The following is a 25,274-nucleotide window of genomic DNA, read 5'->3' as shown; positions in this document are numbered from 1 at the left end:
GTCATATTGAAGGTTGGATTCGTCACGCCTGGGGTCGAGGGACTTCCCCGCTGAACGCGTCGACGATCGCTGCGCCCACGCGCCGCAGAATCGGATCCGCTTCGGCCCCGAACAGCGCGATGTCCACCCGCGCCACCGCCTCTCGCGCCTGCGCGAGCAGTCCCGCCCCCGCCTCGGTCAACTCGATCGCCGACGCCGACCCCGCCCGCGCCGTCCGATCCTGCACCAGCCCCGCCCCGACCAGCCCCTTCACCGCGGTGTGCACACTCTGCACACTCGTCCCCGACATCCGCGCCAACTCGCTGAACGAGGCCCCCGGCACCCCATTGATGTGCCCGAGCAACCCCAGCCGAGCCACCGTCAGATCCAGCACCCCCAACTCCACCCCCAACGCTGCCTCGACCCGCCGCGACATCGTGATCACCAGGATGCTCGGGCTCATAGTCGGCGGTCCAGGACGTTCGTTCTCGGAGGTCACCACCCCATTTTCCCGCACGAGACCCCAACCGTCGTGTTCCGGGAGGTATCTCCGCCGTGTCCCACCGAAAGAGATTCGGGCCCAGCGAGTTCGCGGACCCCGCGCTGGCCTAGGCGGGGAGGGCGGGGAGGGTTCTCGTGTGGGTGACCTCGGGGGAGACCGTGATGATGTCGCAGGCGGCGACGATGCGGTGGGGCAGGTCGGAGCCGAGGTGGGTGAGGCTGGGGGTGACGATCGCGGCGGCTTCGGTGGTGGTGACCACGTCGAGCAGGCGGCCGATCGGGTCGGCGGTGCGGTCGCTGAAGACGACGGTCTTGGTGAAGCGGTAGCCCAGACGCTCGGCTAGGGAACGGATCTGCGTTTCGTCCCAGGACTGGGCGACACCTGAGATGTCGCGGCGCAGGTAACCGATCGCCGGTGGCTTCATGGGCATGACGGTACCGGCGGCCAGTGTCGAGGTTGTGAACGCGAGCCGACGCGAGTCGAATTCGAAATCTGAACGAGATCTATTTCGGATTTGGATCCGTCGGGCACCAGGGCGTGATCTACTGCTCGCCACTCGGGCGAATCAGCGCCTCGACGACGTCGAGGGCGTCCGGCGTACTTGGAGACAGATGATGGTGGACAGAAGAGTGCAGCGCGTGGCCACGTTCGCGGCCGCGGCGGGGCTGGCGATGACGGCGTTTCCGGGATCGGCGGCGGCCGCTCCGGCGAGCATCGCGTGGGATGACGGCAACAGTCACTTCACCCGGACGGTGTCGAACACCAACCCGGTGGTCGGCGACACCGTTACCGTGACGACGAAGTTCGAGCGCACCGGCATTCCGGTGGAATACATCTACTCGGTCAAGGACCTGCACCCGGCGTGCTTGACCCCGGTCGCGGGCTCGGCGAAGATGTCGGGTGACGCCGTGTCGATCGACACGTCCTCCTCGGACTGGGTCCGTGCGGAGTTCGGCATCACCAAATACCCGGTGTACCCGAATATCTCGCCGAAGTCGCAGACCTTCGAGATCCAGTACAAGGTCGGCGTGAACTGCGCCCGCGATACCCCGCTGCCGACGTCGATGCACTACGGCGGGTCGCTCGGCGACGGTATCTATCAGGGCAAGGGTCCGGCCATCACGGTGTCCGGCGACGCCGTGTCCAGCACGACGATCACCGAGGTATCGGGTGCGCAGGTCGGCAAGGCCGTCACGCTGGAGGCGAGCGTGACCCCGGCGGCCGCGGGCGGCACGATCCAGTTCAAGGCGGGCGACAACGTGCTCGGCGACATCCCGGTTGGCGCGAACGGCAAGGCGAGCATCGTCTGGACGCCGGGTGCCGCGGGCTCCTACAACATCGGCGCGGCCTTCTCCGGGCGCAGCGGTGTGGCGAGTTCGTCGACCACCAAGACGGTCACCGTGGCCGAGTTGCCGACCGACGGTGGCGGTGGCGATGGCGGCGTGAATACCGGGTCGTTCAGCTTCTGAGAGTCGGTCCGGCACGGAATCCGGTTGCTACCAAGCGTCGTTGGCGATCAGGGCCGTCAGCAGCGTGCGGATCGCGGCAACCCGCCGTTCCGTGCCGGGCAGCTGATCGAGCGCGCATTCCGGATCGGCGGGCGGCCCGAGATGGGTGCAGCCGCGTGGACAGTCCTCGATGGCGCCTGCGAGGTCGGTGAACGAGGCGATCACATCGTCGGGGGTGATGTGGGCGAGGCCGAACGAGCGCACGCCGGGAGTGTCGATCACCCAGCCGCCCTCGGGCAGCGGCAATGCCACCGACTGGGTGGAGGTGTGCTTGCCCTTGCCGACACCCGACACCACGCCGACGGCCCGATAGGCATCGGGCACAAGACGATTCACCATCGTCGACTTGCCGACGCCGGAGTGTCCGATCAGCGCGGTGAGCCGGTCGTTCGCGATCTCGAGCACCGGCTCCATCGGGTCGTCGATGCCTGCGTAGAGGATCTTGAGATCAAGACCGTCGAAGGCGGAAGCGAATTCGGATTCCGCGACGAGGTCGCGCTTGGTGAGCACCAGAATCGGTTCCAGCCCGCCGGCATACGCGGCCACCATCGCCCGCTCGACGAAACCGGTGCGCGGCGGCGGATCGGCCAGCGCGACAACGATGAACAGCTGCTGGGCATTGGCGACGACGATGCGTTCGAACGGATCGGTGTCGTCGGCGGTGCGGCGCAACACCGTGCTGCGCGCGCTCACCCGCACGATCCTGGCCAGGCTGTCGGGCCTGCCGGTGAGGTCGCCCACGACGTCGACCTGATCGCCCACGACGATCGGGGTGCGGCCGAGCTCGCGGGCGCGCATGGCGACGATGCGCCGGTCGGCGTCACCGTCGAGCACGCACCCCCAGCGGCCGCGGTCGACGGCCACCACCATGGCGGCCTCGGCGTCGGCGTGCTGCGGACGGGTCTTGGTGCGGGGACGCGACGAGGCCTTACCCGGGCGTACCCGGACATCGGATTCGTCGTAGCTGGCTGAGGATCGCCCCTGGCGGCTCAGCGCGCCACCCCCTCGCCGGATAACGCGGGTGCCAGCATCTGTTCCCACAGCGTGACGAAGGTCGGCAGGGTCTTGGCGGTGGTGCCGATGTCCTCGATCTCCACGCCGGGCACCCGCAGGCCGAGAATCGCGCCCGCGGTGGCCATTCGGTGATCGGCGTAGGAATGCCACTGACCGCCGTGCAGGGGGGTGGGCACGATCTCGAGGCCGTCCTCGGTCTCGGTGACATTGCCACCGAGGCGATTGATCTCGGCGGAAAGTGCTGCGAGACGGTCGGTTTCGTGTCCGCGCAGGTGCGCGATGCCACGCAGCCGCGAGGGTGAATCCGCGAGGGCGGCCAGTGCGGCGACGGTGGGGGTGAGTTCGCCGACGTCGTGCAGGTCGATGTCGATGCCGGCCAGGCGCTCCGGGCCGTGCACGGTGAGAACGCCGTCGAAGATGCGTGCCTCGGCGCCCATCCGGACGAGGATCTCGCGGATCACGTCACCGGGCTGGGTGGTGCCGCGCGGCCACATCGGGATGCTCACCTCGCCGCCGGTGACCGCGGCCGCCGCCAGGAACGACGTGGCGTTGGACAGATCGGGCTCGATGTCCCAGTCGACCGCGCGGATCGGGCCGGGCGCCACGGTCCAGGTCTGGGCGTTGCCGGAATCGGCGGGGGTCTGCACGGCCACGTCGGCGCGACGCAGCATTTCGATGGTCATCTCGATGTGCGGCATCGACGGCAGGGCCTTGCCGTCGTGGTGGACGGTGATGCCCTCGTCGAAGCGGGCGGCCGAGAGCAGCAGCCCCGATACGAACTGCGAGGAACCCGAGGCATCGATGGTGACGGTGCCGCCGCGCAGCGCGCCGGTGCCGTGCACGACGAACGGCAGCGCGTCACCGTCGACATCGAGACCGAGCTTGCGCAGGGCGTCGAGAATGGTGGACAGCGGGCGCAGCTTCGCCTGTTCGTCGCCGAAGAACGCGACGTCGCCGGTGGCCAGTGCGGCGGCGGGCGGCAGGAATCGCATGATGGTGCCGGCGAGGCCGCAGTCGACCGCGGCGCTGCGCAGCGGAGCCGGGGTGACCTCGAGCGTCTCGGCGTCGCCGACGATCTCGGTGCCGAGGGCGCGCAGGGCACCGATCATGAGGTCGGTGTCGCGGCTGCGCAGGGCACCGGTGAGCGTAGACGGCCCATCGGCCAGTGCGGCCAGGATGAGCGCACGGTTGGTGATGGACTTCGAACCGGGCAGGGTCACGGTCGCGTGGACGGGGACCTCGATATGGGGCGCAGGCCAGAAACTCACGTCTCCATCTTGGCTTATGTGCGGTTCGGACGCATCGGTGGTGCGCTTTTCGGCGTGGGGTGGTGTCGTCGGCGGGGCCTGATGTCGGTCCCCGCGCGTATCTTGACCTTTATGTGTGGACGATATGCGACGACCACGAATCCGGGCCGGTTGGCGGCGGAACTGGACGCTGTCGACGAAACGGGGCTCGACGAGCCGGATGCCGCCGTCAGCTACAACGTCGCGCCGACCACCCAGGTGCTCACCGTCGTGGAGCGGCACGAACACGGCGACCCCGACGGCGATCCGCGTCTGCGGATCCGGCGGATGCGCTGGGGCCTGATCCCGCACTGGACCAAAGCGGCCGAGCCCGGCGTCCCGGCCAAGGGCAAACCGCTGTTCAACGCGCGGGCCGACAAGGCCGCCACCGCGCCGTCGTTCCGCGACGCGGTCGAACACAAGCGCTGTCTGGTGCCGATGGACGGCTGGTACGAATGGCTGGTCGAGCCCGCGCCGACCGGCAAGGGCAAGGCGGTGAAGCGGCCCTTCTATATGTCACACAGCGACGGTTCCCTGCTCTACATGGCCGGACTGTGGTCGGTGTGGCGTGATCGCAGTCAGCCCGATTCCGAACCGCTCATGTCGTGCACGATCCTCACCACCGACGCGAGCGGCGAACTGGCCGATATCCACGACCGGATGCCGTTGCCGATGCCGCGCGAGCACTGGGACGCGTGGTTGGACCCGGATCACCCGGCACCCGCCGAACTGTTGCTCCCACCCTCGCAGGCGGAGTTGGCGACGATCGTGACGCGTCCGGTCTCGACCCTGGTCAACAACGTGCGCAACAACGGGCCGGAACTATTGGTGCCCGACGGGACCAGCGACATCACGCACTGAGCGCGGCGATGGTCGCGAACGACAACGCGGCCGAGCGGAGCGTGGTGTACGCCTCCGTCCGGCCGCGCGTGAGTCGTCAGAGCGAGCAGGGCACCGAATCGGTGGCGATGTTCAGCCCGCACTTGATGATTCCGGTGATCAGATCGATCACCTCGGTAGCGACCCCACCGCCGAGCTTCTCCGACTTCTCGGCTCTCTCGTCGGTTTCCGGTGCGGTCTTCGGCGAATTCTTCGGTGTGGTGCCCTGGCCGTTGAGCGGATAGTCGCCGGGTTCGGCGTGCGACGGCGGAACCACCTGCGGAGCCGCGATGGCGGGGGCTACCGCGGCAGCGCCGAAAGTGATTACCAGGGCACCGGATAGGGCGGCGATCGTCGAACGTGCGGACATTTTCACATCACATCCTCGGGTCGAATCGGTCGTACCGGGCGCAGAATGCGTCGAAGTGATTCGGAACGAGGCGCCGACCGGATTGCCTCAGCTGGTGATCGGGGCGGTGACGGCCGCGCACGCCCGCACCAGATCGGCGGGCGCCAGCTCGATTTCGAGCCCGCGTTTGCCCGCGCTGCACAGCACCCGATCCCAGTCGAGCGCGGAAGCGTCGACAACAGTGGGCAACTTCTTGCGCTGGCCGAGCGGCGAAACCCCGCCGAGGACATAGCCGGTGGTGCGCTCGGCCTTGGTCTTGTCGGCCATGTTCGCCTTCGACGCGCCGAGCGCGGCGGCCGCGGCCTTCAACGACAACCGCGCGGGCACCGGCACGACAGCGACCGCCAGCGCACCGGATGAGAGTTCGATCACCAGCGTCTTGAAGATCTGCGCGGCCCGCACTCCCAGCTCCTCGCCGAGTGCGTCGACGGCCTCGTCGCCATAGGACTCCGCCCGCGGATCGTGGGAATAGGAGTGCACCCGATGCGCGATACCGCCGAGGGCCTTGATCGCGGGAGTCGACATAGGCGATCACCCTAATCGGCACCACACCCAGCTCGGCAACCACATTTCCCGCGGTATGGGAACACGAATGCCGGAGTGCATGTTGCACACAAGTGACAAGCCACCCAGCCGAGACGACGTGAAGGAGAGATAGTGACAGTGCTGCTCGAGGAGCGTCCTCTCCTGCCACGGGGTGCGCGATTGCCAGTCGATTCCGTCGTGCCGGTAGATTCGGCTACTACGGCGATCGAAGGGATTGGTGTGACGAGCGACGACGACGTGGTCTCCGACGGTGCGTCCGGCACAGAAGTCGACGAAGCCGAGCTGGCGGCCCGGTTCGAGCGCGATGCGCTCCCGATGATCGATCAGCTCTACGGCGCAGCCCTGCGCATGACCCGGAATCCGGCCGATGCCGAGGACCTGGTGCAGGAGACGTTCGTCAAGGCGTTCCAGGGGTTCAAGTCCTTCCGGGAGGGCACCAATCTGCGCGCCTGGCTGTACCGGATCCTGACCAACACCTACATCAACTCCTACCGCAAGAAGCAGCGTCAGCCCGCGCAGTACCCGACCGACGAGATCACCGACTGGCAGCTGGCGGCCACCGCCGAGCACTCCTCGGTGGGCCTGCGCTCGGCCGAGGTGGAGGCGCTGGACGCGCTGCCCGACGACCAGATCAAGTCCGCGCTACAGCAGCTACCGGAGGAATTCCGGATGGCGGTGTACTACGCCGACGTCGAAGGCTTCCCGTACAAGGAAATCGCCGACATCATGGGCACCCCCATCGGTACCGTGATGTCTCGGCTGCACCGTGGACGCAAGCAGCTCAAGGGCCTGCTCGCCGACGTGGCGCGCGAACGTGGATTCGACCGTGGGGAACGCCAGGAGGTAGTCAAGTGAGTGACGATCCCGATCTCGATATGGACTGCACCGCGGTCCTCGCGGATGTGTGGCTCATGCTCGACAACGAGTGCGACAACGCCACTCGGCAGCGCCTGCAGGAGCACATGGATCACTGCAGCCCCTGCATCGAGGCCTATGGCATCGAGGAGAAGATCAAGGGTCTGCTCAGTCGCAAATGCGGTGGTGAGCACGCCCCCGAAGGTCTGCGCGAGCGACTCAAGCTCGAGATCCACCGGACGATCACCGTCACCAGGATCGAGACCACCGAGGGCTGATCGCCCCTCGAAACGACAACAGCACGCTCTCATCGAGAGCGTGCTGTTGTCGTCTGTGCGCAGCGGCACGACTCAAGCGTTAGGACGCTTGCCGTGGTTTGCGGCGTTGCCCTTGCGGCTGCGCTTCTTACGTCCACGCTTACCCATGGGAGCTCCCTTCTATGTCTGGTCGACAGCCATTGTTTCATGTGGCATCTGCGGGACATCGCGCAGACCACGCGTTCACTGTGGAGGCTGAGCCTAGGCAGGTGAGAAACTAGGATGTTACTGTCTCACTCGTGGCTTCGGCAGCCGTGAAGCGGGCTTACAAGTACCGCTTCTATCCCACCCGTGAGCAAGAGCAGCAGCTTGCCCGTACCTTCGGCTGCGTCCGCTACGTCTACAACCGGGCGCTTGCGGAACGCTCTCGCGCGTGGATGCAGGAGCAGCGTCGCGTCAACTATGCGGATACGAGCAAGATGCTCACCGCCTGGAAACGTGATCCGGAAACCGAGTGGCTTGCCGAGCCTTCGAAGGGGCCATTACAGGCTGCGTTGCAGAATCTGCAAGGCGCGTTCGACAAGTTCTGGCGCAAGCAGACCGGCTACCCGAAGTTCAAGAAGAAGGGACGATCTAGAGATTCGGCCACCTACTTCTCGAACTGCTTCACCTACCGCGATGGGCGCATCAAGCTGGCAAAACAGGTCGACCCTTTAGCCGTGGTGTGGTCTCGCCCACTGCCGGAGGGGGCCAGACCGTCGCAGATTACGGTGTCGAAGGATGTCGCAGGTCGTTACCACGTGTCGATTCTGGTGGAGGAGCTCGTAGCCGACCATCCGGACTCCTCGGAAACGATCGGAGTGGATGCCGGGATCAGCAGCCTGTACACGTTCTCGACAGGGGAGAAGGTATCCAATCCCCGGTACGAGAAGCGAGATCGGGAGCGGTTGGCCAAGGCCCAGCGTGTGCTGGTGCGCAAGCAGAAGGGGTCAAGCAATCGCGCGAGAGCCCGGCTGCGGGTGGCCAGAATTCATGCCCGGATCGCCGACCGTCGGCGAGATCATTTGCACAAGCTCTCTACTCGATTGGTGCGCGAAAACCAAGTGATCGCCATCGAGGATCTGAGTGTGCGCAACATGGTCCGCAATCGCCGTCTGGCGCGATCGATTGCGGATGCCAGCTGGTCACAGTTTCGGGCGATGCTCGAGTACAAGGCGGATTGGTACGGGCGGACCGTGGTTGCGGTCGACCGGTTCTATCCGTCGTCCAGGTCGTGTTCGGTGTGTGGATCGATCGTGGACAAGTTGCCGCTGAACATTCGTGAGTGGCAGTGTCGGTGTGGCGTGGTCCACGATCGGGATGTCAACGCTGCGAAGAACATACGTGCCGTCGGGCTGGCGGTGCTCGCCTGTGGAGATGGTGTGAGACCGTCCCGCGGTTGATGCGGGGAGGCAACTGTCGATGAAACAGGAACATCCTGTCGTGAGGCAGGCAATCCTGGCCCCTCGGGGCCGGGAGGAAGTCAATGGCTGTAGCTTCGGCGATACCGGCCACCGTCGCATCGCGGGGGCCACACGACTATTGAACGGGGTGCCATGCCTGAAGAAGTGCGCGCGGAGATGGTCTCGACCGTGCTCGCTGTCGAGGTCACCGTGGGCGAACACGTCCGGGTCGACCAGACACTGGTGCTGCTCGAATCGATGAAGATGGAGATCCCGGTTCTCACCGAGGTCGAGGGCGACGTCACCACGGTCGACGTCACACCGGGCCAGGTTCTACAGGCGGGCGACCTCATCGCCACCATCGCGTAGGTCCAACGAAAACGAAGCGGTAGATCCAGCGTGGCAACACTGAGCGAGCTCCTGGCCGAACACACCGACCTCCCCGGCATCGCCGTGGACCATCTGCAACGGGTGGTGGGCGATTGGCAGTTGCTCGCCGATCTCTCGTTCTCCGATCTGCTGCTGTGGGTGGGCGCGGGCCCGGTCGTCGACGGCTCCGATGTGGTGTGTGTGGCCCAGATCCGGCCGACGACCGCACCCACCGTGCATCTCGAGGACAAGGTCGACACCACCGCCTCACGCACCGATTTCCCGCAGGTCTTCGACGCCCTGCTGAGCGGGAACACCGTGCGCACCGACGCCGAGGTCGAGGTGAGTGGGGTCTATCACCCGAGTCCGGTACACGCGGTGCGCGAAGCGATTCCGGTGCGCTGCGGCGACGACGTGATCGCCGTGCTCAGCCGTGATTCCGACCTGGCGCGTTCGCGGGTTCGCAGCACCCTCGAAACGGCCTATGTGTCCTGCGCCGACGACCTGTGCCAGATGATCGCCGACGGCAGCTTCCCGGTGCCGGAGGACCGGGCGGCCACGCACTCCAGCCCCCGCGCGGGCGACGGTTTCATCCGCCTCGACACCGAGGGCCTCGTCGTCTACGCGAGCCCGAACGCGCTGTCGGCCTATCACCGGATGGGTATGCAGGCCGATCTCGTCGGTCAGGATCTCGCGGTGACCACGCGCTCGTTGATCACCGATCCGTTCGACGCGCAGGAAGTGGTGGCCGATATCCAGGCCGCGCTCGCCGGTCGCACCGGGCGCCGGATGGAAGTCGAGGCCCGCGGGGCGACGGTGTTGTTGCGCACGCTGGTGCTGCGTCCGGGTGGGGAACTGGCCGGGCCCGCGGTGCTGGTGCGCGATGTCACCGAGGTGAAGCGGCGCGACCGCGCGTTGCTGAGCAAGGACGCCACGATCCGCGAGATCCACCACCGGGTGAAGAACAACCTGCAGACCGTGGCGGCGCTGCTGCGGCTGCAAGCCCGCCGCACGGAGAACCCGGAAGCCCAAGTGGCGCTGACGGAATCGGTGCGCCGGGTCACATCCATCGCCTCGGTGCACGAGATGCTGTCGATGTCGGTGGACGAGGAAGTCGACCTCGACGAGGTCATCGACCGGCTGCTGCCGATCATGGCGGATGTGGCGACGGTGCACACCGCGCGGATCAAGGTGCGCCGGGCGGGCTCACTCGGGGTGTTCTCCGCGGAGCGGGCGACACCGCTGGTGATGGTGTTGACGGAACTGGTGCAGAACGCGATCGAGCACGCCTTCGACGCGGGCGAGAACGGTACCGTGACAATTCGCTCGGAACGGTCGGCGCGCTGGCTCGACGTGATCATCTCCGACGACGGCCGTGGCCTGCCGTCAGGGTTCAGCCTGGAAGGTTCCGACCGGTTGGGTCTGCAGATCGTGCGCACCCTGGTGACGTCGGAACTGGGCGGCTCGATCGGCTTGCATCCTGGCGCCGATGTGGGCACCGACGCGGTGTTGCGGGTTCCGCTCGGACGTCGTTCCGGGCGCTGAAACTACTGAAAACAGCTGGTGGGCAACAATAAACCCGGCACCGTAAGGTGCCGGGTTCTCACACATGCGTTACCGGGCCGGGGGGCTGATGGCCCGGCAACGCCAGGTCCGTCGACTTAGACGGAGGTACGCGTACGGGTGCGTGCGTTGCGCCGCTTGAGCGCGCGCCGCTCGTCTTCGCTCATTCCACCCCACACGCCGGCATCCTGTCCGGACTTCAGGGCCCATGACAGGCAATCGGCAGTGACGGGGCAGCGGGCGCAGACCAGCTTGGCATCGGCAATCTGCGCGAGCGCAGGACCACTGTTACCCACCGGGAAGAACAGTTCGGGGTCCTCATCGCGACAGATGGCCTTGTGGCGCCAGTCCATTCCTCTGCTCCTTTGCGAGGGCGCCACAAAGGGCGCCTGTAGTTAGTGGATCGTTCACTTGTGCGACTCGAATGTTTCCGCACGGTTGCTTGTGAATGCTTTCACGATCACCGTAGATGTCAATAGGTCTCCGGCGCACCGTGGGGGAGATCACGCTCTGGGCCCCCACAAGGGGAACCTGCCCGGTCCTTTGTACTCGCGTCTGCAGGTTTTCGCAGCGCAACCAGGAGATTTTTCTTGACGGTCCAGTGTCAGGACGGCTTGGGGGCCACCACGTCCAGCACGCTGGGGACAGATGTGAAATGCACCATCTTGCGTTTTTCGATGAAGTCGCCATCGATTTGCAGGCCGATCTCCGTGTCCGTCTCGATTCGCACGGACGGCACATCATCGGCGCGGAAAAGCATGGGCGACTTGGGGTTTCCATTCTCGGCCAGCAACTGCCGCGCAAGCAACAGGGTTCGGGTCACACTCATCGACTTGACCGCGAACACACCGAGACCCGATTCGAAGGTGGTGGTGGGATTCGTGCGAATCGGACGGTCCTCGAGATAGGTCCACGGGCTCGAATTCGTGACGAAGGCGTAATAGACCTCCTCCAATGGATCCCTTCCCGTGACCTCGACGGTGACGCTCGGATCCTGACGCCGGGCCCGGAAGAACTGACGCACCGTGGTTCGCAGATATCGCGCGGGCGTCGCCTTACGGCCCTTGGCGCGGGCGGTGTCGATCGCCTCGCACACATCGGCGTCGAGGCCGACGCCCGCGCTGAAGGTGAACCACCGGTCGTCGGCGAGGCCGAGTCCGATCCGGCGGTCGGCGTCGCGCGCCAGCAGATCGATGAGCTGGTTGGTAGCTGTCACGGGATCGGGGGAGATGCCGAGCGCGCGGGCGAAGACGTTCGCCGAGCCGCCCGGGATGATCCCGAGGCGCGGGCGCCACACCTGGTCGTCGCCGACCTGGGGCACCGGAAGGAAGCCGTTGATGGTCTCGTTGACCGTCCCATCGCCACCGTGCACGACGATCAGGTCCATTTCCTGCGTCGATGCCCACTGGGCCAGTTCGGCCGCGTGGCCGCGATGCTGGGTGTGCGCAACGGTCAGCTGTGTTCGGCTCTCCAAGGCGTGAGCGAGCAGATCCCGGGTGGCCGGGGTCGTCGAGGTGGCATTGGGATTGACAATGAGCAGCGTCCGCACAGTGCCGAGGGTAGTGCGCGCGGGCGAACAGCCGACGCGCGCCGGGCGCCACGACACGTCGTCGTAGGCTGGGGCACGTGGCAGAGCAGGACGTGACAGACGGTGACCAGCGCGAGGGCGGCGAACAGGTGTCGACCGGCATTCCGATGACGGTGCGGCTGGCCGGTGGGCTGGTTTCGCTGGAGGGCCTGGCCGGGGTGGCGACCGCGATCGTGCTGATCGTGCGGGCGCTGACCGGGCACGATCAGTCGGCGGCCAGCGGGGTCGGCACCGCGATCTGGTTCGGGGTGCTGTTCGGCGGAGTGCTCGCCGCGGGCATCGGGCTGCTGCGCGGCAAACGCTGGGGACGGGCCATCGCGGTCATCGCGAACGTGTTGCTGGTGCCGGTGGCTTGGTCGTTGCTGACGGACTCACATCAGCCGTTGTGGGGGAGCCTGCTGGGGCTGGTGGCGGTCGCCGGATTGGTCACCCTGTTCGCGCCGGCCACCAGTCGCTTCATGGCTCAGGACTACGGCGAGATCCCCGAAGACGATTCGTAGTCTGACCTTTGTCGGGCAGGACTACGGCGAGATCCCCGGAGAAGATCGCCTCTAGTCAGGCCGTTGCCGCGCGTAGCGCCTCTCGGCACAGGTGGTCGGCTCGGCGGGTGGTCTCGGGTTGCCGGAATCCCTGGGTGAGGGCGAGCACCTGCGCGCAGGCGGTATCGAGGTCGATGAGATGGCCGACCGAGACGAAGAGCGGTTTCACGTCATCGCGGGTGCGCAGTGCCCGGCCGACGACTTCGCCGTCGATGGTCACATCGCTGACATCACCGCGATGAGGGCCGGGCGCGGAGTATTCGCCCCACACCGATTTGGCGACACCGATGGTCGGAATGCCGGTGAGCAACCCGACATGGCACGCCAATCCGAACCGTCGCGGATGCGCCGATCCCTGTGCATCGCACACGAGTAGATCCGGTGTGGTGGTGAGTTTTTCCAATGCCGCGACCGTCGCGGGAAGTTCCCGGAACGCGAGTAGTCCCGGCACATAAGGGAATTTCGAAATCCCCTGTGCGACTGCCGTTTCCACCGTTTCCATGGTGGCGATGTCGATAATTACCGCGGCCGTCGCGACGGTGCCGTCTTCGGCATAGGCCGAATCGATTCCAGCTGCCGTCGAAAATTGTGGCGGCGCAACGTTTTCCGTCGACACCAGGGGGCGGAGTTCGTCCTGGAGTGCGATCGCCTCCTCGGGTGTGCGCGGCCAATCGTGGGGTAACGCGATACGCATACGGCTCAGCTCACGGTCGCGGCCAGCGCCGTCAGTTCCGCACCGGCGAGGCGGTAGCCGATCCATTCGTCCTGCGGTGCGGCGCCGAGTGATCGGTAGAACTCGATCGACGGTGTGTTCCAGGTGAGCACCGACCACGACACCCTGCTGTAGCCGTGTTCGACCGCCTCGGCGGCCAGCGCCGCCACCAGTGCGCGGCCGAGCCCCGTGCCGCGGGTCTCCGGGCGCACGTACAGGTCCTCGAGGTAGATACCGTGCACGCCGTCCCAGGTGGAGTAGTTCAGGAACCAGATCGCACAGCCGTTGACCTCGCCGTCGTTCTCGGCGACGTGAGCGAAGAGCGCGGGCGTCGGCCCGAACAGCGCGGACCGCAACTGCTCCGAAGTGAGCGTGCACTCGGTGGGCGCCTTCTCGTACTCGGCCAGATCGTGGACGAGCCCGACCATCGCGGGCACATCGGCGGGGGTGGCCCGGCGGACCAGTGCGCTCATCGCGAGACTCCTTCGATCGGTTCGGTGCGGGTCGTCAGGTTGTGACCCCAGATGGAGCGGGCGTCGTGGTCGAAGCCGAGCACGCTCACCGCCCCGGTGGACATCGCGAACCGGCGGCCCTCGCGCACCGCGAACTCCGCCCAGCGCGCGATCAGCACCCGCGAGAAATGTCCGTGACCGACCAGGACCACGTCGCGCTGTGGCAGTTCCGGCTCGACCCGGGCGAGTACCCGGTCGGCCCGCTCACCCACTTGCTCGGCCGTCTCGCCGCCGGGGACCGGCGCGGTCCACACGGTCCAGCCGGGCACGGTTTCGCGGATCTTCGCGGTCGTGATGCCCTCGTACTCGCCGTAGTTCCACTCGACCAGGTCCTCGTCGAGCTGGATCGGGGACAGTCCGGCCAGTTCGGCGGTCCGGCGTGCCCGCAGGCGCGGACTGGTGAAGCAGAGCGGATCGCGCAGGTCGAGCGATTTCACCACCAGTCCGGCCGCGACGGCCTGGGCCTCGCCCTGCTCGGTCAGCGGCAGGTCGGTGAAGCTGGTGTGCTTGCGCTGACTCGACCACTCGGTTTCGCCGTGGCGCAGCAGGACCAGGCGGGCGTCGGGTGTGGACATGAGTCCATCATGGCAGTGCGGGTTCAGCCGAGCGCGTACAGCTGTCCGCCGCGGTGTTCGAACACGGTGTTGCCCAGGACGGCGGTGGCGATGGTGTCGCCGCGGTAGTCGGTGCGCTCGACCGGGATCTGCGCGACGGTCGCACCGTTGCCGCTGTCCACCGCGAGCTGCCCGTCGGAGACCGGGACCAGCAGCCTGCCCGCCATCAGCGCGGGCGTGCCGAGAGCGTCGCGAACCGTCCAGACCGGCTGTAATGTGCTCGAGCTCAAGGCGATGAGGCTGTTGCCGGTGAAGACGTAGATGGCCGAGCCGAGGCGGGTCACCGCGGCGCGCGCGTCCCACGGGGCGGCGAGCTGATGGGTCGCGATCTCGTTGCCGGTGCCGTCGTGCACCACGATCCTGGCGGGCAGTCCGAGGCCGGTGGCGGTGGGCGGGGTCGGGGGGTAGTAGACGGCGATCTTGTTGTCCGACACCGCGATTACCCGCATCTCGGGGGAGTCGGCGCCCGGTGCGGTGAGTACCCGTGAGCCGTATTCCTCGGGGGCGGTCGATTCCTTCGGCGCCGGGTTGAGCACTGTCAGCCGGTCGGTCGTGTCGCCGGGACAGCGTTCGAGCACCGCGAGGCGCGAGGAACTCGACGCGGCCGAGCGCAGCGTACATCCGTTGCGCGGCTGGGTATTCGGATTCACCGGCGCGTCGACGTAGCCGTACTCGAGGGTGCGCACCAGGTCCGAGCGCCACATCTCCAGCCGGTTCGCGCCGAGCGCCAGCAGGTAGGTGCCGTCACCGGTGACGCGGATCTCGTCGTCCATGTAGCTGCTGCGCGCGACCCGGCGCTCACCGGTATCGGCCTCCAGCATCACCGACTGACTGCACCCACGCTGATCGCGATAGGTGGCGATCACGGTGCCGAACTGCGACTCGACCCCGCACAGCGGCATATCCCGGCGATACCACCACAGCTGCGTGCCGGTGACCGGATCGCGCCCGCTCACGGTGCCGTGGTCGCCGGTCACCACCACATTGCCCGACGTGAGCGCCCGCCTGCTCGACTCGTCGGCGGCATGCCACTGCTCGCGCAAGGTGGTGGGCAGTTGGGTAGCCGCGGTGACGGTGGGAGCGGGGGAGGACGCGGTGACCGAATCGGTCCCGGTGGCATCGGCACGCGCCCAGACGACGAACGCCGCCACTACGAGAGTGACGGCGATCGCGATTGCTACAAAGATGTCGGCGCGCGTCCGCCGTTCGGGTGCGAGCACGCCAGCGACACTAGCAGTGTTGATTGGAGTGCTGGCGCACTCGTGTCCGCGGCCCTGAGGGCCGCCGGTTAGACGCCGTTGCTTGCTCCTTCGTCGCGTACGCAACGACGTCTAACCGGCGACCCGGCCGCGGACCGGCCACTTCGTGGCCGCCGCTCCCTAGGGGTCGCGGGTGGTAGCTGGGAGTGCGGTCATGGCGGAGCAGCTGGGGAGGGGCTTTGCCTGTCTCCCCAGCTGGCGCTCAGGCGTCTACGGTTTCCGCTGCGTCGGACGCGGTGGCTTCCGCGGGCTTGCGGCGGCGCCTGCGTCGGGCGGGCTTGGCTGCGTCGTCGCCCTCGGCCGGAGCCGATTCGGGTGCGTCGGTGGCTTCGCTGGTGCTCGACTCGGGGGTTTCCGCTTCGCCTGCTTCGGCGGGCTTGCGGCGGCGGCGCCTGCGTCGGGCGGGCTTGTCGCCTTCGGTGGTGTCGTCCGCGGAATCGGTGCTCGACTCGGTGGTCGTGCCCGATTCGCTGCCCTCGACGATGGGGGTGCCGCCGCGGGTGCGGCGACGGCTGCGCGAGGACTTGGGGCGCTCGGTGCGCTCCTCGACCACGGCGTCGTCGTCACGGGTGGGGGCCGCGGGTTTGCGGATCACACCGGTGATGCCCTCGGGGATGCCGAGATCGCTGTAGAGGTGCGGCGAACGGGAGTAGGTCTCGGCCGGATCGGCCATGTTCAGGCCGAGTGCCTTGTTGATCGACTCCCAGCGGTGCAGCTCGTCCCAGTCGATGAGGGTGATCGCGACACCGGTGCGGCCGGCGCGGCCGGTGCGGCCGATCCGGTGCACGTAGGTCTTCTCGTCCTCGGGGCACTGGTAGTTGATGACGTGGGTGACGTCGTCGATGTCGATACCGCGCGCGGCGACATCGGTGGCGACGAGCACGTCGATGGTGCCCTTGCGGAACTTGGTCAGCGCCTTCTCGCGGGCGATCTGACCGAGGTCACCGTGCACGGCGCCGACATTGAAGCCGCGCTCGGCGAGATCGTCGGCCACCTTCTGCGCGGTGCGCTTGGTGCGGGTGAAGATCATCGTCGCGCCGCGGGATTCCGCCTGCAGCACGCGCGCGACCAGTTCGGCCTTGTCCATCGCGTGGGCCCGGTAGACGAACTGCGCGGTGCGGTCGTGCACCGCCGAATCGTTGGCCAGCTCGGCGCGGATGTGCGTCGGCTTGGTCAGGAAGGTGCGGGCCAGGGTGATGATCGGGCCCGGCATGGTGGCCGAGAACAGCATCGTCTGCCGCTTGTCGGGCACCATCGACAGGATGCGCTCGATATCGGGCAGGAAGCCGAGGTCGAGCATCTCGTCGGCCTCGTCGAGAACGAGTACGCCGATCTTGCCGAGGATCAGGTGGTTCTGGTTCGCCAGATCCAGCAGACGACCCGGGGTGCCGACGACCACGTCGACGCCGTCGCGCAGTGCGGCGATCTGGGTGTCGTAGGGGCGCCCACCGTAGATGGCGGCGACCTTCAGCGAACCCTGGTGGTTGGTGAGGTACTTGCTCGCGTTCTCCAGGTCCTTGGTGACCTGGATGCACAGCTCGCGCGTCGGCACGATCACCAGCGCGCGCGGGGTGCCGTCGAGCGGGGTGGTGCCGGTGTCGGCGGTGGCGATGCGGTGCAGCAGCGGCACACCGAAACCGAAGGTCTTGCCCATGCCGGTACGGGCCTGGCCGATGAGGTCATCGCCGGCCAGAGCCAGCGGCAGGGTCAGTTCCTGAATCGCGAAGGTGCGCTCGATCCCGATCTCACCGAGTGCGCGCACGATTTCTTCGCGCACGCCCAATTCGGCGAAACTCGGCGGGATGTGAGTGTTGTCCAGCTCGGCCGTCAGGAGTGTGTCGGCCAAACCGGGTTCCTGTTCGACAGTGATCTTGCTCAGTGTTCGTGCCTTCCTCGTCATTGCATCTCGCACGCACGAGGTGGGGCGGGCCGGTCGGCCCGCGACGACCACTTACCCGCCTGTGATACTCACCGGGCCGGCGCCGGATAACCATCGCCGACCAGGCATTATGCGTGGCCGTCGAGACGGTGTCATCGGCGCGGCGCTGCGGTGATGCGGATTCGTTGCGCGCACATTTTCTCGACATTGCTGTCTGTGGACATCGCCGCTGTCCGCCCGCGCTGTGCGCCGGTGGAGTGCCAGGCCGCGGACTATGTCCGGGCGCCGAAATTAGCGTTGTCCACGGAGATTGTAGCGTGATAATCTGCGCAATCCGAATTTCGACGTGGTTGAATGCCGCGCGAATACAGGCTCGCCACTGGACTTCCTCAGCGCGGGTGGTGTGTCGCAGCGCAATTCATGAGCGCCGGATTTCGCGCGTGTCCGCAGGTGTAATCGAGCTCACTGGTACCGGTGGTACCACCTGTGAGACATTTCTAGTCGTGAGTATCACCGACACCGTCACCACCGCCGCGCGCCACGCGTGGGCCCTGAGCTTCGGCGCGGGTATCGAGCCCGTCGACCCGGCGCCTTCGACCGTGCTGTGGGACGAGCCGCACCGCCTGCTGCGTCGCTACGATACCGAATTCCAGTCTGCGGCAAGCGATTCCGCGGTGTTGCTGGTGCCGCCGCTGGCCGCGCCCGCCACCTGCTTCGACCTGCGTCGTGATCAGAGCCTGGCGCGGTATCTGGTGGAGACCGGCCGCGCGCCCTACCTGGTCGACTACGGCGAGATCTCCTTCGCCGATCGTCGGATGGGCTTCGAGGACTGGGTCACCGACATCCTGCCCGAGGCGATCCTGCGCGTGAGCGCCGATCGCGGCGGTGCGCCGGTCGATCTCATCGGCTGGTCCGTCGGCGGCATGTTCTCGCTGCTCACCGCCGCCGCGAACCCGGAGCTGCCGATCCGCTCGGTCACCGGCGTCGGCCCGCCGCTCGACTACGACAAGATGCTCGGCATTCCGCAGTTGCGCGCCGTGGCGAACCTCACCGGCGGCTGGGGCGCCACCGCGCTCGTCCGGGCCGCGGGCGGCATTCCGGCGCCGCTCACCAAGCTCGCCTACCGCCTCGCCGCGTACGACCGTGAACTGGCGCGCCCGCGGTTCATCGCCAGGAATATCACCGATGCCGCGACCCTGGCCAAAATGGAATCGATCGACCGTTTCCAGGCCGCCATGCCCGGCTACCCCGGCCGTTTCTACAACCAGCTGTGGGGTCGGATGATGCTGGCCAACGACATCGGCAACGGCAGGCTCGAACTGGCCGACCGGACCATCGAACTCGCCGATGTGCGCGTGCCCGTGCTACTGATCGGCGGCGAGTCCGACGTGATCACGCCCAAGGCCGCTGTCGAGGCCGGTTTGCGCACGCTGTCGGGCTCGTCATCGGTCACCTACGAGGTCGTACCGGGCAGCCACCTCGGCATTCTCACCGGACCAGAGGCCCGCGAAACCACCTGGGCCCACCTCGACAAATTCCTGGCCGAACGCGACTGACCATCGATCGGGACTATTGTTGACGGTCATGGGAGCCCAGACCTCTGCCGCGCCGGAATTCTTCTCGACCGAGCCGCTCGCCGCGGACCACGCGGGGGTGACGGAGCTGTTCGCGGTCCTCGCCTACGGCGAACTGTCCGCGTTCTATCGGCTTGCCGAGGAGGCGAAGCAGGCGCCGTCGCTACGGGGCCGGATCGGTGTCGCCAAGATGGCGGCCGCCGAACTCGCGCACTTCGAGACTCTGGAAGCCGCACTCACTGATCGCGGTGCCGACGCCGAGGCCGCGATGGCGCAGTACCAGGGGGCGCTGGACTCTTATCACGCCTCCACCGACCCGTCGACCTGGCTCGAATCGATGGTGAAGTTCTACGTCGCCGACGGCCTGGCCGCCGACTTCTACACCGAGATCGCGGGCGCGCTGCCCACCGAGGTCTCCGATGTGGTGCGCGACGTACTCGCCGAGACCGGGCACTCGCAGTTCGTGGTCGACGAGGTCCGCGGCGCGGTAGCGGCCAGCCGCTCCGAGCGCGACCGCCTCACGCTGTGGGGGCGCAGGCTGCTCGGCGAGGCCATCACGCAGGCACAGTTCGTGATGGCCCAGCGCGACGAACTGGCCGAACTGGTCCTCGCCGCCACCGGCGACCTCAACGGCATCGCGACCCTGTTCGACCGAATGCAGGAACGGCACGCGGCCCGCATGGCGGAACTGGGTCTGTAGTTCTGGGTCGCGGGGCGATCAGTCGTCATCCACCGATCGCGCGGTGCTGCACCAGGCGCAATTCCGGTGTGCGGGAAGCGGTTTCGCGCGGTAGCCAGATCACGACCTGTTGATCGTTGTCGGCGGCCAGCGTCTGCACCGTGTAGGTGACGGTGCCTCGCGTGGGGTGTTCGAAGCCGAGGAGGGTGGGTTGGTCCTCCGCGAGGCGGTGGGGTTGCCAGCGGCGGGCGAACTCGGGTTCCGTGCACAGGTCGGCGATGAGTTCGGCGACGCGTTCGTCATCGGGGCGACGCAGCCGTGTTCTGGCGAGCTGGTCGGCGAGTTGGTCGGCGAACTGGGCCCAGTCGGTGACCGTGGCGCGGGCGAGCGGATGGCGGAAGGTCCACAGGGCCAGGTTGACCAAGTCGGGATTGTCGAGCAGGCCGAGCGGGGCGGCCAGTTCCGACCACGCGTTGTTCCAGGCGAGCACGGTGGCACGGGTGCCGAGCGCGAACGCCGGGGTGGGGTCGAGCGAGTCGAGCACGCCGCGAAGTGCGGGGGACACCTGATCGAGGGCGGGATCGAAAGCGGTACTCGGGCAACGGGCGTCGCTGCTGGTGGTCAGGGCCAACCAGGCGAAATGGCCCCGCTCGGTGTCGTTGAACCGCAGGGCGGTGGCGAGTGCGTCGACCACTGCCATCGAGGGGTTGGTGTCGCGGCCCTGTTCGAGCCGGGCCAGATAATCGGCGCTGACGCCGGCCAACACCGCGACCTCTTCCCGACGAAGTCCAGGGGTGCGCCGCCTGCCGCCACCGGGCAGGCCGACGTCGGCCGGATTCAGCTCGGCCCGACGGGCGACGAGAAGTTCCGCGAATGCCGAACGAGCGCCCGGATGATCTGCCATATCTGCGCCTACCATGTCTCGATGGTGCCCGGTCATGGGGTTTTCAGCCACGCCCTGCCAGGACCAGGATAACTGCGGTCTGGTTAGCGGACCGCAGTCCGGTCAGGGTGGAGACATGACTTCCTCGACACAGACCCAGCAGTTGAAGACCGGATCCTGGGCCCTCGATGCCGCCCATTCCTCGGTCGCGTTCACCATTCGCCACCTCGGAATCGCCAAGGTGCGCGGCGGCTTCACCCGCTTCCTGACCGAGTTCGTCGTCGACGAAACGGGCGCGGCCGCCCTCGGCGCCACCATCGAACTCGATTCCTTCGACACCAGCAACGCCGACCGCGACGCCCATATCCGCCAGGCCGACTTCCTCGACGTCGCCAACCGCCCGACCCTCAGTTTCCGTTCCACCCAGCCGGTTCGGGTCGCCGAGACCTTCACCGTCACCGGCGAGGCCACCCTCGGCGCGATCACCCAGCCGCTGACCCTCGACGTCGAATGGGGCGGCATCGCCGACTTTCCCGACGGCACCCGTCACGCCGGTTTCTCCGCCACCGGTGCCATCAAGCGCACCGATTTCGGCGTCGGCGTCGCCCTGCCGGGCATGCTCTCGGACACCGTGAAGATCGAATTGGAGATCCAGCTGATCGAGCCGGCCTGACCTCGTTCGCTGACAGCGCACCAGGTGTGGGAGCGGTGGTGTTCGGGCTGCACTAGCCTGGGACCTGACAACACAGGACTCTTACGTTCGGAGGTTGGCCGTGGAGGTCAAGATCGGTATTTCGGATAGCCCGCGAGAGCTCGTCATCAACAGTGCACAGAGCCCTGAAGAGATCGAGGCGCTGGTGTCCGATGCGCTGAGCGGCTCCGCCGGCGTCGTGTCGCTCACCGACGAGAAGGGCCGCAAGTTCCTGATCCAGGCCACGAAGGTCGCCTACGTGGAAATCGGTTCCCCGGCCACCGGTCGCGTGGGATTCGCCACCGTCTGAGCCGCGAACACGACAATGCCCCGTCATCTTCGAGATGACGGGGCATTTCTCGTAGGTCAGAGGTCCTGCGAATACGCACGCTGAGCGGCGGTCAGCGGCACGTGCTTGAGGCCGCCCCACGCCAGCGAGACCGTGGTGTCGACCGCTTCGTCCTTGGGGACCGGGCGATCGGCTTCGAGCCAGTAGCGCGCCGAGAACTGGCTCGCACCGACGAGACCGACGGCCAGGATGCGGGCGCGGTAGGGATCGAGACCCGAATCGTGGGCCACCAGATCGAAGACCGCGTCGACACATGCCTCGGTGGCCTGCTCGACCCGGCGCTGCACCTGCGGTTCGCTGGTGAGGTCGGATTCGAAGACCAGGCGGAAGCCCTGCATCTCGTTGTCGACGAAATCGAAGTACGCGGCGACCGCGGCCCGCACACGCTGCTTATTGTCGGTGGTGGAGCGCAGCGCCTGGCGCACGCTCGACACCAGGATGTCGACGTAGTTCTGCAGCACCGCCAGGTACAGCTCGAGCTTGCTGGCGAAGTGCTGGTACAGCACCGGCTTGCTGACCCCGGCCACCTGGGAGATCTCGTCCATGCCCGCCGCGTGATAGCCGCGCTGGACGAAGACCTCGCTGGCGGCGAGCAGCAACTGCTGGCGGCGCTCGTCACGAGGCAGGCGGGTACCGCGCTTGGCCGGGACCGTCTCCGGCACCGATCGGCGCGAGGGCATGCGGTCCACGAGGTCAGTCATCTCGGCTCTCTATAGATAGTCGATTCCCCCGGCCGGAGGTGTGCGGTCCGGGTATCCCAAAGACGATACTCGCACGGTGTTCACCCTGCGTCTCGCCCTGGAAATGTAGTACCAGTCCGCGGAGTTCGCCGGGCCGTAACCGGGCGATCTCTTCCGGCCGCCCGCACGGCGGATTTGCCTACTGTGAGAATCTGATGGGGTGACCGACCGGACGGATGACCATGCCGACGGCGGGCGCGATATCGCTCGCTCCACGCACCCCTCCGAGTCCGGTGCTGTCACGTCGGCGCCGGAGGGGCGGGAACTGCAGGTCTATGACCCGCTCGGGCTCTATCAGCCCGCCGACCGATCCCGCCAGCCCCTACGTGCCCGCTGGGATCCCACCGACAACGACAACGGCCGCGCCCGCAGCCCACAGCGTGATGCGAAGAAGCAGAGCGCCCTCGGCCGATTCGTCTCCGCGTACGGCTGGCGGGCCTACGCGTTGCCGGTGCTGCTCGCCATCACCGTGCTCGTCGTCGTCGACGCGGTGCGCACCGGACCGATGCCGCTGCCCAGCGATCCCGGCTTCGGCGCGCTCAGTCCCAAGGTGGCGCAGTCCGGCATCATCGGCGCGCCTCCCGGCGACGGCAAGTTCCCCGCCGATCTGCCCCTCGGCGCGCTGCCGGAGGGCGGCGAATACGTCGAACGCGCGGCAGGTACCTGGCACATCGTGCCGGGCACCAGCGCTCAGGTCGGCGCGGGCACCGAGCGCGTGTTCCGCTACACCGTCGAAGTCGAGGACGGCATCGACACCTCACCGTTCGGTGGCGACGGCGCCGTGGCCAAGATGGTGGAGACCACCCTGGCCAACCCGAAGAGTTGGACCAACGACCCCAAGTTCGGCTTCCAGCGCATCGACGCGGGCCCGGCCGACTTCCGCCTCTCGCTCACCTCTCGCGAGAGCACCCGTGCCGCTTGCGGATTCGAGATCCCGATCGACTCGTCGTGCTACAACGCCGACCTCGACCGCGTCGTGCTCTCCGAGGTCCGCTGGGTGCGCGGCGCGCTGGCCTTCGACGGCGACATCGGCTCCTACCGCCAGTACCAGATCAACCACGAGGTCGGCCACGCCATCGGCTACCACGGCCATCAGCCGTGCGAGACCGACGGCGGCCTCGCCCCGATCATGATGCAGCAGACCTTCGGCACCAGAAACAACGACATCGCACTGCTCGACCCCCACGGCGTGGTCCCCGCCGACGGCAAGACCTGCCGCTTCAACCCCTGGCCGTACCCGCGCGGATAGTCGCCTCGCCCATGCGGGAACATGAACGGGGAAGAACAGCGCGGCAGGTTTGGTTGTAGTCAGCAGAGCGACCACCGGTAAGCGGTCGCGCCGACGCCACAGATACAGGAGTTCTCACGTGTCTCTCAATGGGACGTTGCCGCCGCTCGTCGAGCCGGCCGCGGAACTGACCAAGGACGAAATCGCTCGCTACAGCAGGCACCTGATCATCCCCGATCTCGGTGTCGACGGTCAGAAGCGATTGAAGAACGCCAAGGTCCTCGTGATCGGCGCGGGCGGCCTCGGCTCGCCCGCCCTGCTCTATCTGGCCGCCGCCGGTGTCGGCACGCTCGGCATCGTCGAGTTCGACGAGGTCGACGCCTCCAACCTGCAGCGCCAGATCATCCACGGCGAATCCGATATCGGCCGTCCCAAGGCCGACAGCGCCCGCGATTCCATCCTGGAGATCAACTCCGGGATCGACGTGCGGCTGCACAAGATCCGTCTGGAACCGGAGAACGCGGTCGAGCTGTTCGCCGAGTACGACCTGATCGTCGACGGCACCGACAACTTCGCCACCCGCTACCTCGTCAACGACGCCGCCGTCCTCGCGGGCAAGCCCTACGTGTGGGGCTCGATCTACCGCTTCGAGGGCCAGGTCTCGGTGTTCTGGGAAGACGCCCCGGACGGTCGCGGCATCAACTACCGCGACCTGTACCCGGAGGCTCCGCCGCCGGGAATGGTCCCCTCCTGCGCCGAGGGCGGCGTGCTCGGCGTGCTGTGCGCGTCGATCGGATCGGTGATGGTGACCGAGGCGATCAAGCTGATCACCGGCATCGGCGAGACGCTGCTCGGCCGCCTGATGGTCTACGACGCACTGGATATGAACTACCGCACCATCAAGCTGCGCCGCGATCCGCAACGTGAGCCGATCACCGAACTGATCGACTACGACGCGTTCTGCGGTGTGGTGTCGGAGGAAGGCACCGCAGCCGCAGCCGGGTCGACCATCACCGCCGCCGAGCTCAAGGACCTCCTCGACGCCGACAAGATCGAGCTGATCGACGTGCGCGAGCCGGTGGAGTGGGACATCGTCCACATCGCGGGCGCGACCCTGATCCCCAAGGACCGCATCCTGTCCGGCGAGGCGCTGTCGGAACTGCCGCAGAACAAGCCGATCGTGCTGCATTGCAAGACCGGCATCCGTTCCGCGGAGGCGCTGGCCGCGTTGAAGCGCGCCGGTTTCGCCGACGCGACACATCTGCAGGGCGGCGTGGTGGCCTGGGCCAAGCAGGTCGATCCGTCGCTTCCGGTCTACTGACCCGATAGCTGCCGGTTTGCGACCTCCTCGTATATTGCGGTGAGGTCGCAAAGTGGGCTATCACAGCGTGCCTTGGGACGCCTCCGGTGATTGCGGG

Annotated in this window: 30 protein-coding genes; 14 read left to right on the top strand and 16 right to left on the bottom strand. The window is 67.1% G+C overall.

Going from position 1 to position 25,274, the window contains the following annotated elements; genetic code table 11:
* Window positions 1–22 precede the first annotated feature (22 nt).
* Together OHS03_RS22075 and OHS03_RS22070 are read right to left on the bottom strand one after the other, a co-directional pair.
* Window positions 23–478 (bottom strand): MarR family winged helix-turn-helix transcriptional regulator, encoded by a 456-nt coding sequence (locus OHS03_RS22075; protein ID WP_328656697.1) that lies wholly within the window; start codon window positions 476–478, stop codon window positions 23–25.
* A 109-nt stretch (window positions 479–587) separates the two neighbouring features.
* On the bottom strand, window positions 588–905 hold the full coding sequence (locus OHS03_RS22070; protein WP_056812967.1) for a hypothetical protein: 318 nt from the start codon (window positions 903–905) through the stop codon (window positions 588–590).
* Window positions 906–1,119: 214 nt separating this feature from the next.
* On the opposite strand from OHS03_RS22070, the gene OHS03_RS22065 reads away from it, so the two are divergent.
* The gene (locus OHS03_RS22065) at window positions 1,120–1,950 is read left to right on the top strand and encodes an Ig-like domain-containing protein (RefSeq protein ID WP_328656695.1); all 831 of its coding nucleotides are present in this window, start codon (window positions 1,120–1,122) and stop codon (window positions 1,948–1,950) included.
* A gap of 27 nt (window positions 1,951–1,977) precedes the next feature.
* Here the strand turns inward: OHS03_RS22065 and rsgA are convergent, their stop codons facing one another.
* Both rsgA and aroA read right to left on the bottom strand, forming a co-directional pair.
* Window positions 1,978–2,982 (bottom strand): ribosome small subunit-dependent GTPase A, encoded by a 1,005-nt coding sequence (rsgA, locus tag OHS03_RS22060; RefSeq protein ID WP_056815898.1) that lies wholly within the window; start codon window positions 2,980–2,982, stop codon window positions 1,978–1,980.
* Window positions 2,979–4,271 carry a 3-phosphoshikimate 1-carboxyvinyltransferase gene (aroA, locus tag OHS03_RS22055; protein WP_328656691.1) on the bottom strand — a complete coding sequence of 431 codons (1,293 nt, stop codon included), beginning with the start codon at window positions 4,269–4,271 and terminating at the stop codon, window positions 2,979–2,981. The genes rsgA and aroA overlap by 4 nt, the downstream gene beginning before the upstream one ends.
* 111 nt (window positions 4,272–4,382) lie before the next feature.
* Here aroA and OHS03_RS22050 point away from each other — a divergent pair, with 111 nt between their 5' ends.
* A complete protein-coding gene (locus OHS03_RS22050; protein ID WP_328656689.1) occupies window positions 4,383–5,150 on the top strand; it encodes an SOS response-associated peptidase in 768 nt (255 codons plus the stop codon).
* A gap of 76 nt (window positions 5,151–5,226) precedes the next feature.
* On the opposite strand, the gene OHS03_RS22045 is transcribed toward OHS03_RS22050, so the two are convergent.
* Window positions 5,227–5,538, bottom strand: a complete 312-nt coding sequence (locus OHS03_RS22045) for a hypothetical protein (RefSeq protein ID WP_328656687.1) — start codon at window positions 5,536–5,538, stop codon at window positions 5,227–5,229.
* 87 nt (window positions 5,539–5,625) lie between these two features.
* A complete protein-coding gene (gene ybaK / locus OHS03_RS22040) occupies window positions 5,626–6,102 on the bottom strand; it encodes a Cys-tRNA(Pro) deacylase (RefSeq protein WP_328656685.1) in 477 nt (158 codons plus the stop codon).
* 240 nt (window positions 6,103–6,342) lie between these two features.
* On the opposite strand from ybaK, the gene OHS03_RS22035 reads away from it, so the two are divergent.
* Together OHS03_RS22035 and rsrA are read left to right on the top strand one after the other, a co-directional pair.
* Entirely contained in the window at window positions 6,343–6,978 is a 636-nt protein-coding gene (locus OHS03_RS22035) for a sigma-70 family RNA polymerase sigma factor (RefSeq protein ID WP_174552018.1), read from the top strand.
* Window positions 6,979–6,998: 20 nt separating this feature from the next.
* The gene (rsrA, locus tag OHS03_RS22030; protein WP_082843924.1) at window positions 6,999–7,256 is read left to right on the top strand and encodes a mycothiol system anti-sigma-R factor; all 258 of its coding nucleotides are present in this window, start codon (window positions 6,999–7,001) and stop codon (window positions 7,254–7,256) included.
* A gap of 72 nt (window positions 7,257–7,328) precedes the next feature.
* On the opposite strand, the gene OHS03_RS34730 is transcribed toward rsrA, so the two are convergent.
* A complete protein-coding gene (locus OHS03_RS34730) occupies window positions 7,329–7,403 on the bottom strand; it encodes a 50S ribosomal protein bL37 (protein WP_022597109.1) in 75 nt (24 codons plus the stop codon).
* 131 nt (window positions 7,404–7,534) lie between these two features.
* Between OHS03_RS34730 and OHS03_RS22025 the strand changes: the two genes are divergently transcribed.
* The 3 genes from OHS03_RS22025 to OHS03_RS22015 all read left to right on the top strand — a co-directional run bounded on the left by OHS03_RS22025 (window position 7,535) and on the right by OHS03_RS22015 (window position 10,591).
* On the top strand, window positions 7,535–8,677 hold the full coding sequence (locus tag OHS03_RS22025) for an RNA-guided endonuclease InsQ/TnpB family protein (RefSeq protein ID WP_328656683.1): 1,143 nt from the start codon (window positions 7,535–7,537) through the stop codon (window positions 8,675–8,677).
* A 153-nt stretch (window positions 8,678–8,830) separates the two neighbouring features.
* Complete coding sequence (locus OHS03_RS22020; RefSeq protein WP_056812952.1) at window positions 8,831–9,046, top strand: biotin/lipoyl-binding carrier protein; 216 nt, start codon at window positions 8,831–8,833, stop codon at window positions 9,044–9,046.
* 30 nt (window positions 9,047–9,076) lie between these two features.
* Window positions 9,077–10,591 carry a sensor histidine kinase gene (locus OHS03_RS22015; protein ID WP_056812950.1) on the top strand — a complete coding sequence of 505 codons (1,515 nt, stop codon included), beginning with the start codon at window positions 9,077–9,079 and terminating at the stop codon, window positions 10,589–10,591.
* Between the two features lie 116 nt (window positions 10,592–10,707).
* Here the strand turns inward: OHS03_RS22015 and OHS03_RS22010 are convergent, their stop codons facing one another.
* Window positions 10,708–10,962 carry a WhiB family transcriptional regulator gene (locus OHS03_RS22010; protein ID WP_022567051.1) on the bottom strand — a complete coding sequence of 85 codons (255 nt, stop codon included), beginning with the start codon at window positions 10,960–10,962 and terminating at the stop codon, window positions 10,708–10,710.
* Window positions 10,963–11,213: 251 nt separating this feature from the next.
* The gene (locus OHS03_RS22005; protein WP_328656681.1) at window positions 11,214–12,158 is read right to left on the bottom strand and encodes a diacylglycerol/lipid kinase family protein; all 945 of its coding nucleotides are present in this window, start codon (window positions 12,156–12,158) and stop codon (window positions 11,214–11,216) included.
* A gap of 146 nt (window positions 12,159–12,304) precedes the next feature.
* Between OHS03_RS22005 and OHS03_RS22000 the strand changes: the two genes are divergently transcribed.
* Window positions 12,305–12,697 (top strand): hypothetical protein, encoded by a 393-nt coding sequence (locus OHS03_RS22000; RefSeq protein ID WP_056815885.1) that lies wholly within the window; start codon window positions 12,305–12,307, stop codon window positions 12,695–12,697.
* 55 nt (window positions 12,698–12,752) lie between these two features.
* On the opposite strand, the gene OHS03_RS21995 is transcribed toward OHS03_RS22000, so the two are convergent.
* From OHS03_RS21995 to OHS03_RS21975, 5 genes are all read right to left on the bottom strand, one after another.
* Entirely contained in the window at window positions 12,753–13,430 is a 678-nt protein-coding gene (locus OHS03_RS21995; RefSeq protein WP_328656679.1) for an endonuclease V, read from the bottom strand.
* A gap of 5 nt (window positions 13,431–13,435) precedes the next feature.
* A complete protein-coding gene (locus OHS03_RS21990; RefSeq protein WP_328656677.1) occupies window positions 13,436–13,921 on the bottom strand; it encodes a GNAT family N-acetyltransferase in 486 nt (161 codons plus the stop codon).
* Window positions 13,918–14,535, bottom strand: a complete 618-nt coding sequence (locus OHS03_RS21985; protein WP_328656675.1) for an acid phosphatase — start codon at window positions 14,533–14,535, stop codon at window positions 13,918–13,920. Before OHS03_RS21985 ends, OHS03_RS21990 begins: the two co-directional genes overlap by 4 nt.
* Window positions 14,536–14,558: 23 nt before the next feature.
* On the bottom strand, window positions 14,559–15,794 hold the full coding sequence (locus tag OHS03_RS21980; protein WP_328656673.1) for an Rv3212 family protein: 1,236 nt from the start codon (window positions 15,792–15,794) through the stop codon (window positions 14,559–14,561).
* A gap of 241 nt (window positions 15,795–16,035) precedes the next feature.
* Window positions 16,036–17,733 carry a DEAD/DEAH box helicase gene (locus OHS03_RS21975; protein WP_328656670.1) on the bottom strand — a complete coding sequence of 566 codons (1,698 nt, stop codon included), beginning with the start codon at window positions 17,731–17,733 and terminating at the stop codon, window positions 16,036–16,038.
* 482 nt (window positions 17,734–18,215) lie between these two features.
* Here OHS03_RS21975 and OHS03_RS21970 point away from each other — a divergent pair, with 482 nt between their 5' ends.
* The gene (locus OHS03_RS21970; RefSeq protein WP_063055613.1) at window positions 18,216–19,268 is read left to right on the top strand and encodes an alpha/beta fold hydrolase; all 1,053 of its coding nucleotides are present in this window, start codon (window positions 18,216–18,218) and stop codon (window positions 19,266–19,268) included.
* 28 nt (window positions 19,269–19,296) lie between these two features.
* Window positions 19,297–19,986, top strand: a complete 690-nt coding sequence (locus OHS03_RS21965) for a ferritin-like fold-containing protein (RefSeq protein ID WP_328656668.1) — start codon at window positions 19,297–19,299, stop codon at window positions 19,984–19,986.
* A 25-nt stretch (window positions 19,987–20,011) separates the two neighbouring features.
* On the opposite strand, the gene OHS03_RS21960 is transcribed toward OHS03_RS21965, so the two are convergent.
* On the bottom strand, window positions 20,012–20,869 hold the full coding sequence (locus tag OHS03_RS21960) for a helix-turn-helix transcriptional regulator (protein WP_328656666.1): 858 nt from the start codon (window positions 20,867–20,869) through the stop codon (window positions 20,012–20,014).
* 115 nt (window positions 20,870–20,984) lie between these two features.
* Between OHS03_RS21960 and OHS03_RS21955 the strand changes: the two genes are divergently transcribed.
* Window positions 20,985–21,521 carry a YceI family protein gene (locus tag OHS03_RS21955; RefSeq protein ID WP_328656664.1) on the top strand — a complete coding sequence of 179 codons (537 nt, stop codon included), beginning with the start codon at window positions 20,985–20,987 and terminating at the stop codon, window positions 21,519–21,521.
* A 100-nt stretch (window positions 21,522–21,621) separates the two neighbouring features.
* Window positions 21,622–21,849, top strand: a complete 228-nt coding sequence (locus OHS03_RS21950) for a DUF3107 domain-containing protein (protein ID WP_328656663.1) — start codon at window positions 21,622–21,624, stop codon at window positions 21,847–21,849.
* A gap of 56 nt (window positions 21,850–21,905) precedes the next feature.
* Here OHS03_RS21950 and fasR read toward each other — a convergent pair whose 3' ends face one another.
* The gene (gene fasR, locus OHS03_RS21945; protein WP_056812916.1) at window positions 21,906–22,589 is read right to left on the bottom strand and encodes an HTH-type transcriptional activator FasR; all 684 of its coding nucleotides are present in this window, start codon (window positions 22,587–22,589) and stop codon (window positions 21,906–21,908) included.
* A 304-nt stretch (window positions 22,590–22,893) separates the two neighbouring features.
* On the opposite strand from fasR, the gene OHS03_RS21940 reads away from it, so the two are divergent.
* A complete protein-coding gene (locus OHS03_RS21940) occupies window positions 22,894–23,877 on the top strand; it encodes a DUF3152 domain-containing protein (protein ID WP_328664353.1) in 984 nt (327 codons plus the stop codon).
* Window positions 23,878–23,995: 118 nt separating this feature from the next.
* Complete coding sequence (gene moeZ, locus OHS03_RS21935; RefSeq protein WP_062983640.1) at window positions 23,996–25,177, top strand: adenylyltransferase/sulfurtransferase MoeZ; 1,182 nt, start codon at window positions 23,996–23,998, stop codon at window positions 25,175–25,177.
* Window positions 25,178–25,274 lie beyond the last annotated feature (97 nt).

It is taken from the genome of Nocardia salmonicida (assembly GCF_036142455.1).
GTDB lineage: Bacteria > Actinomycetota > Actinomycetes > Mycobacteriales > Mycobacteriaceae > Nocardia > Nocardia salmonicida.
This window is presented reverse-complemented; position numbering and strand designations above follow the sequence as displayed.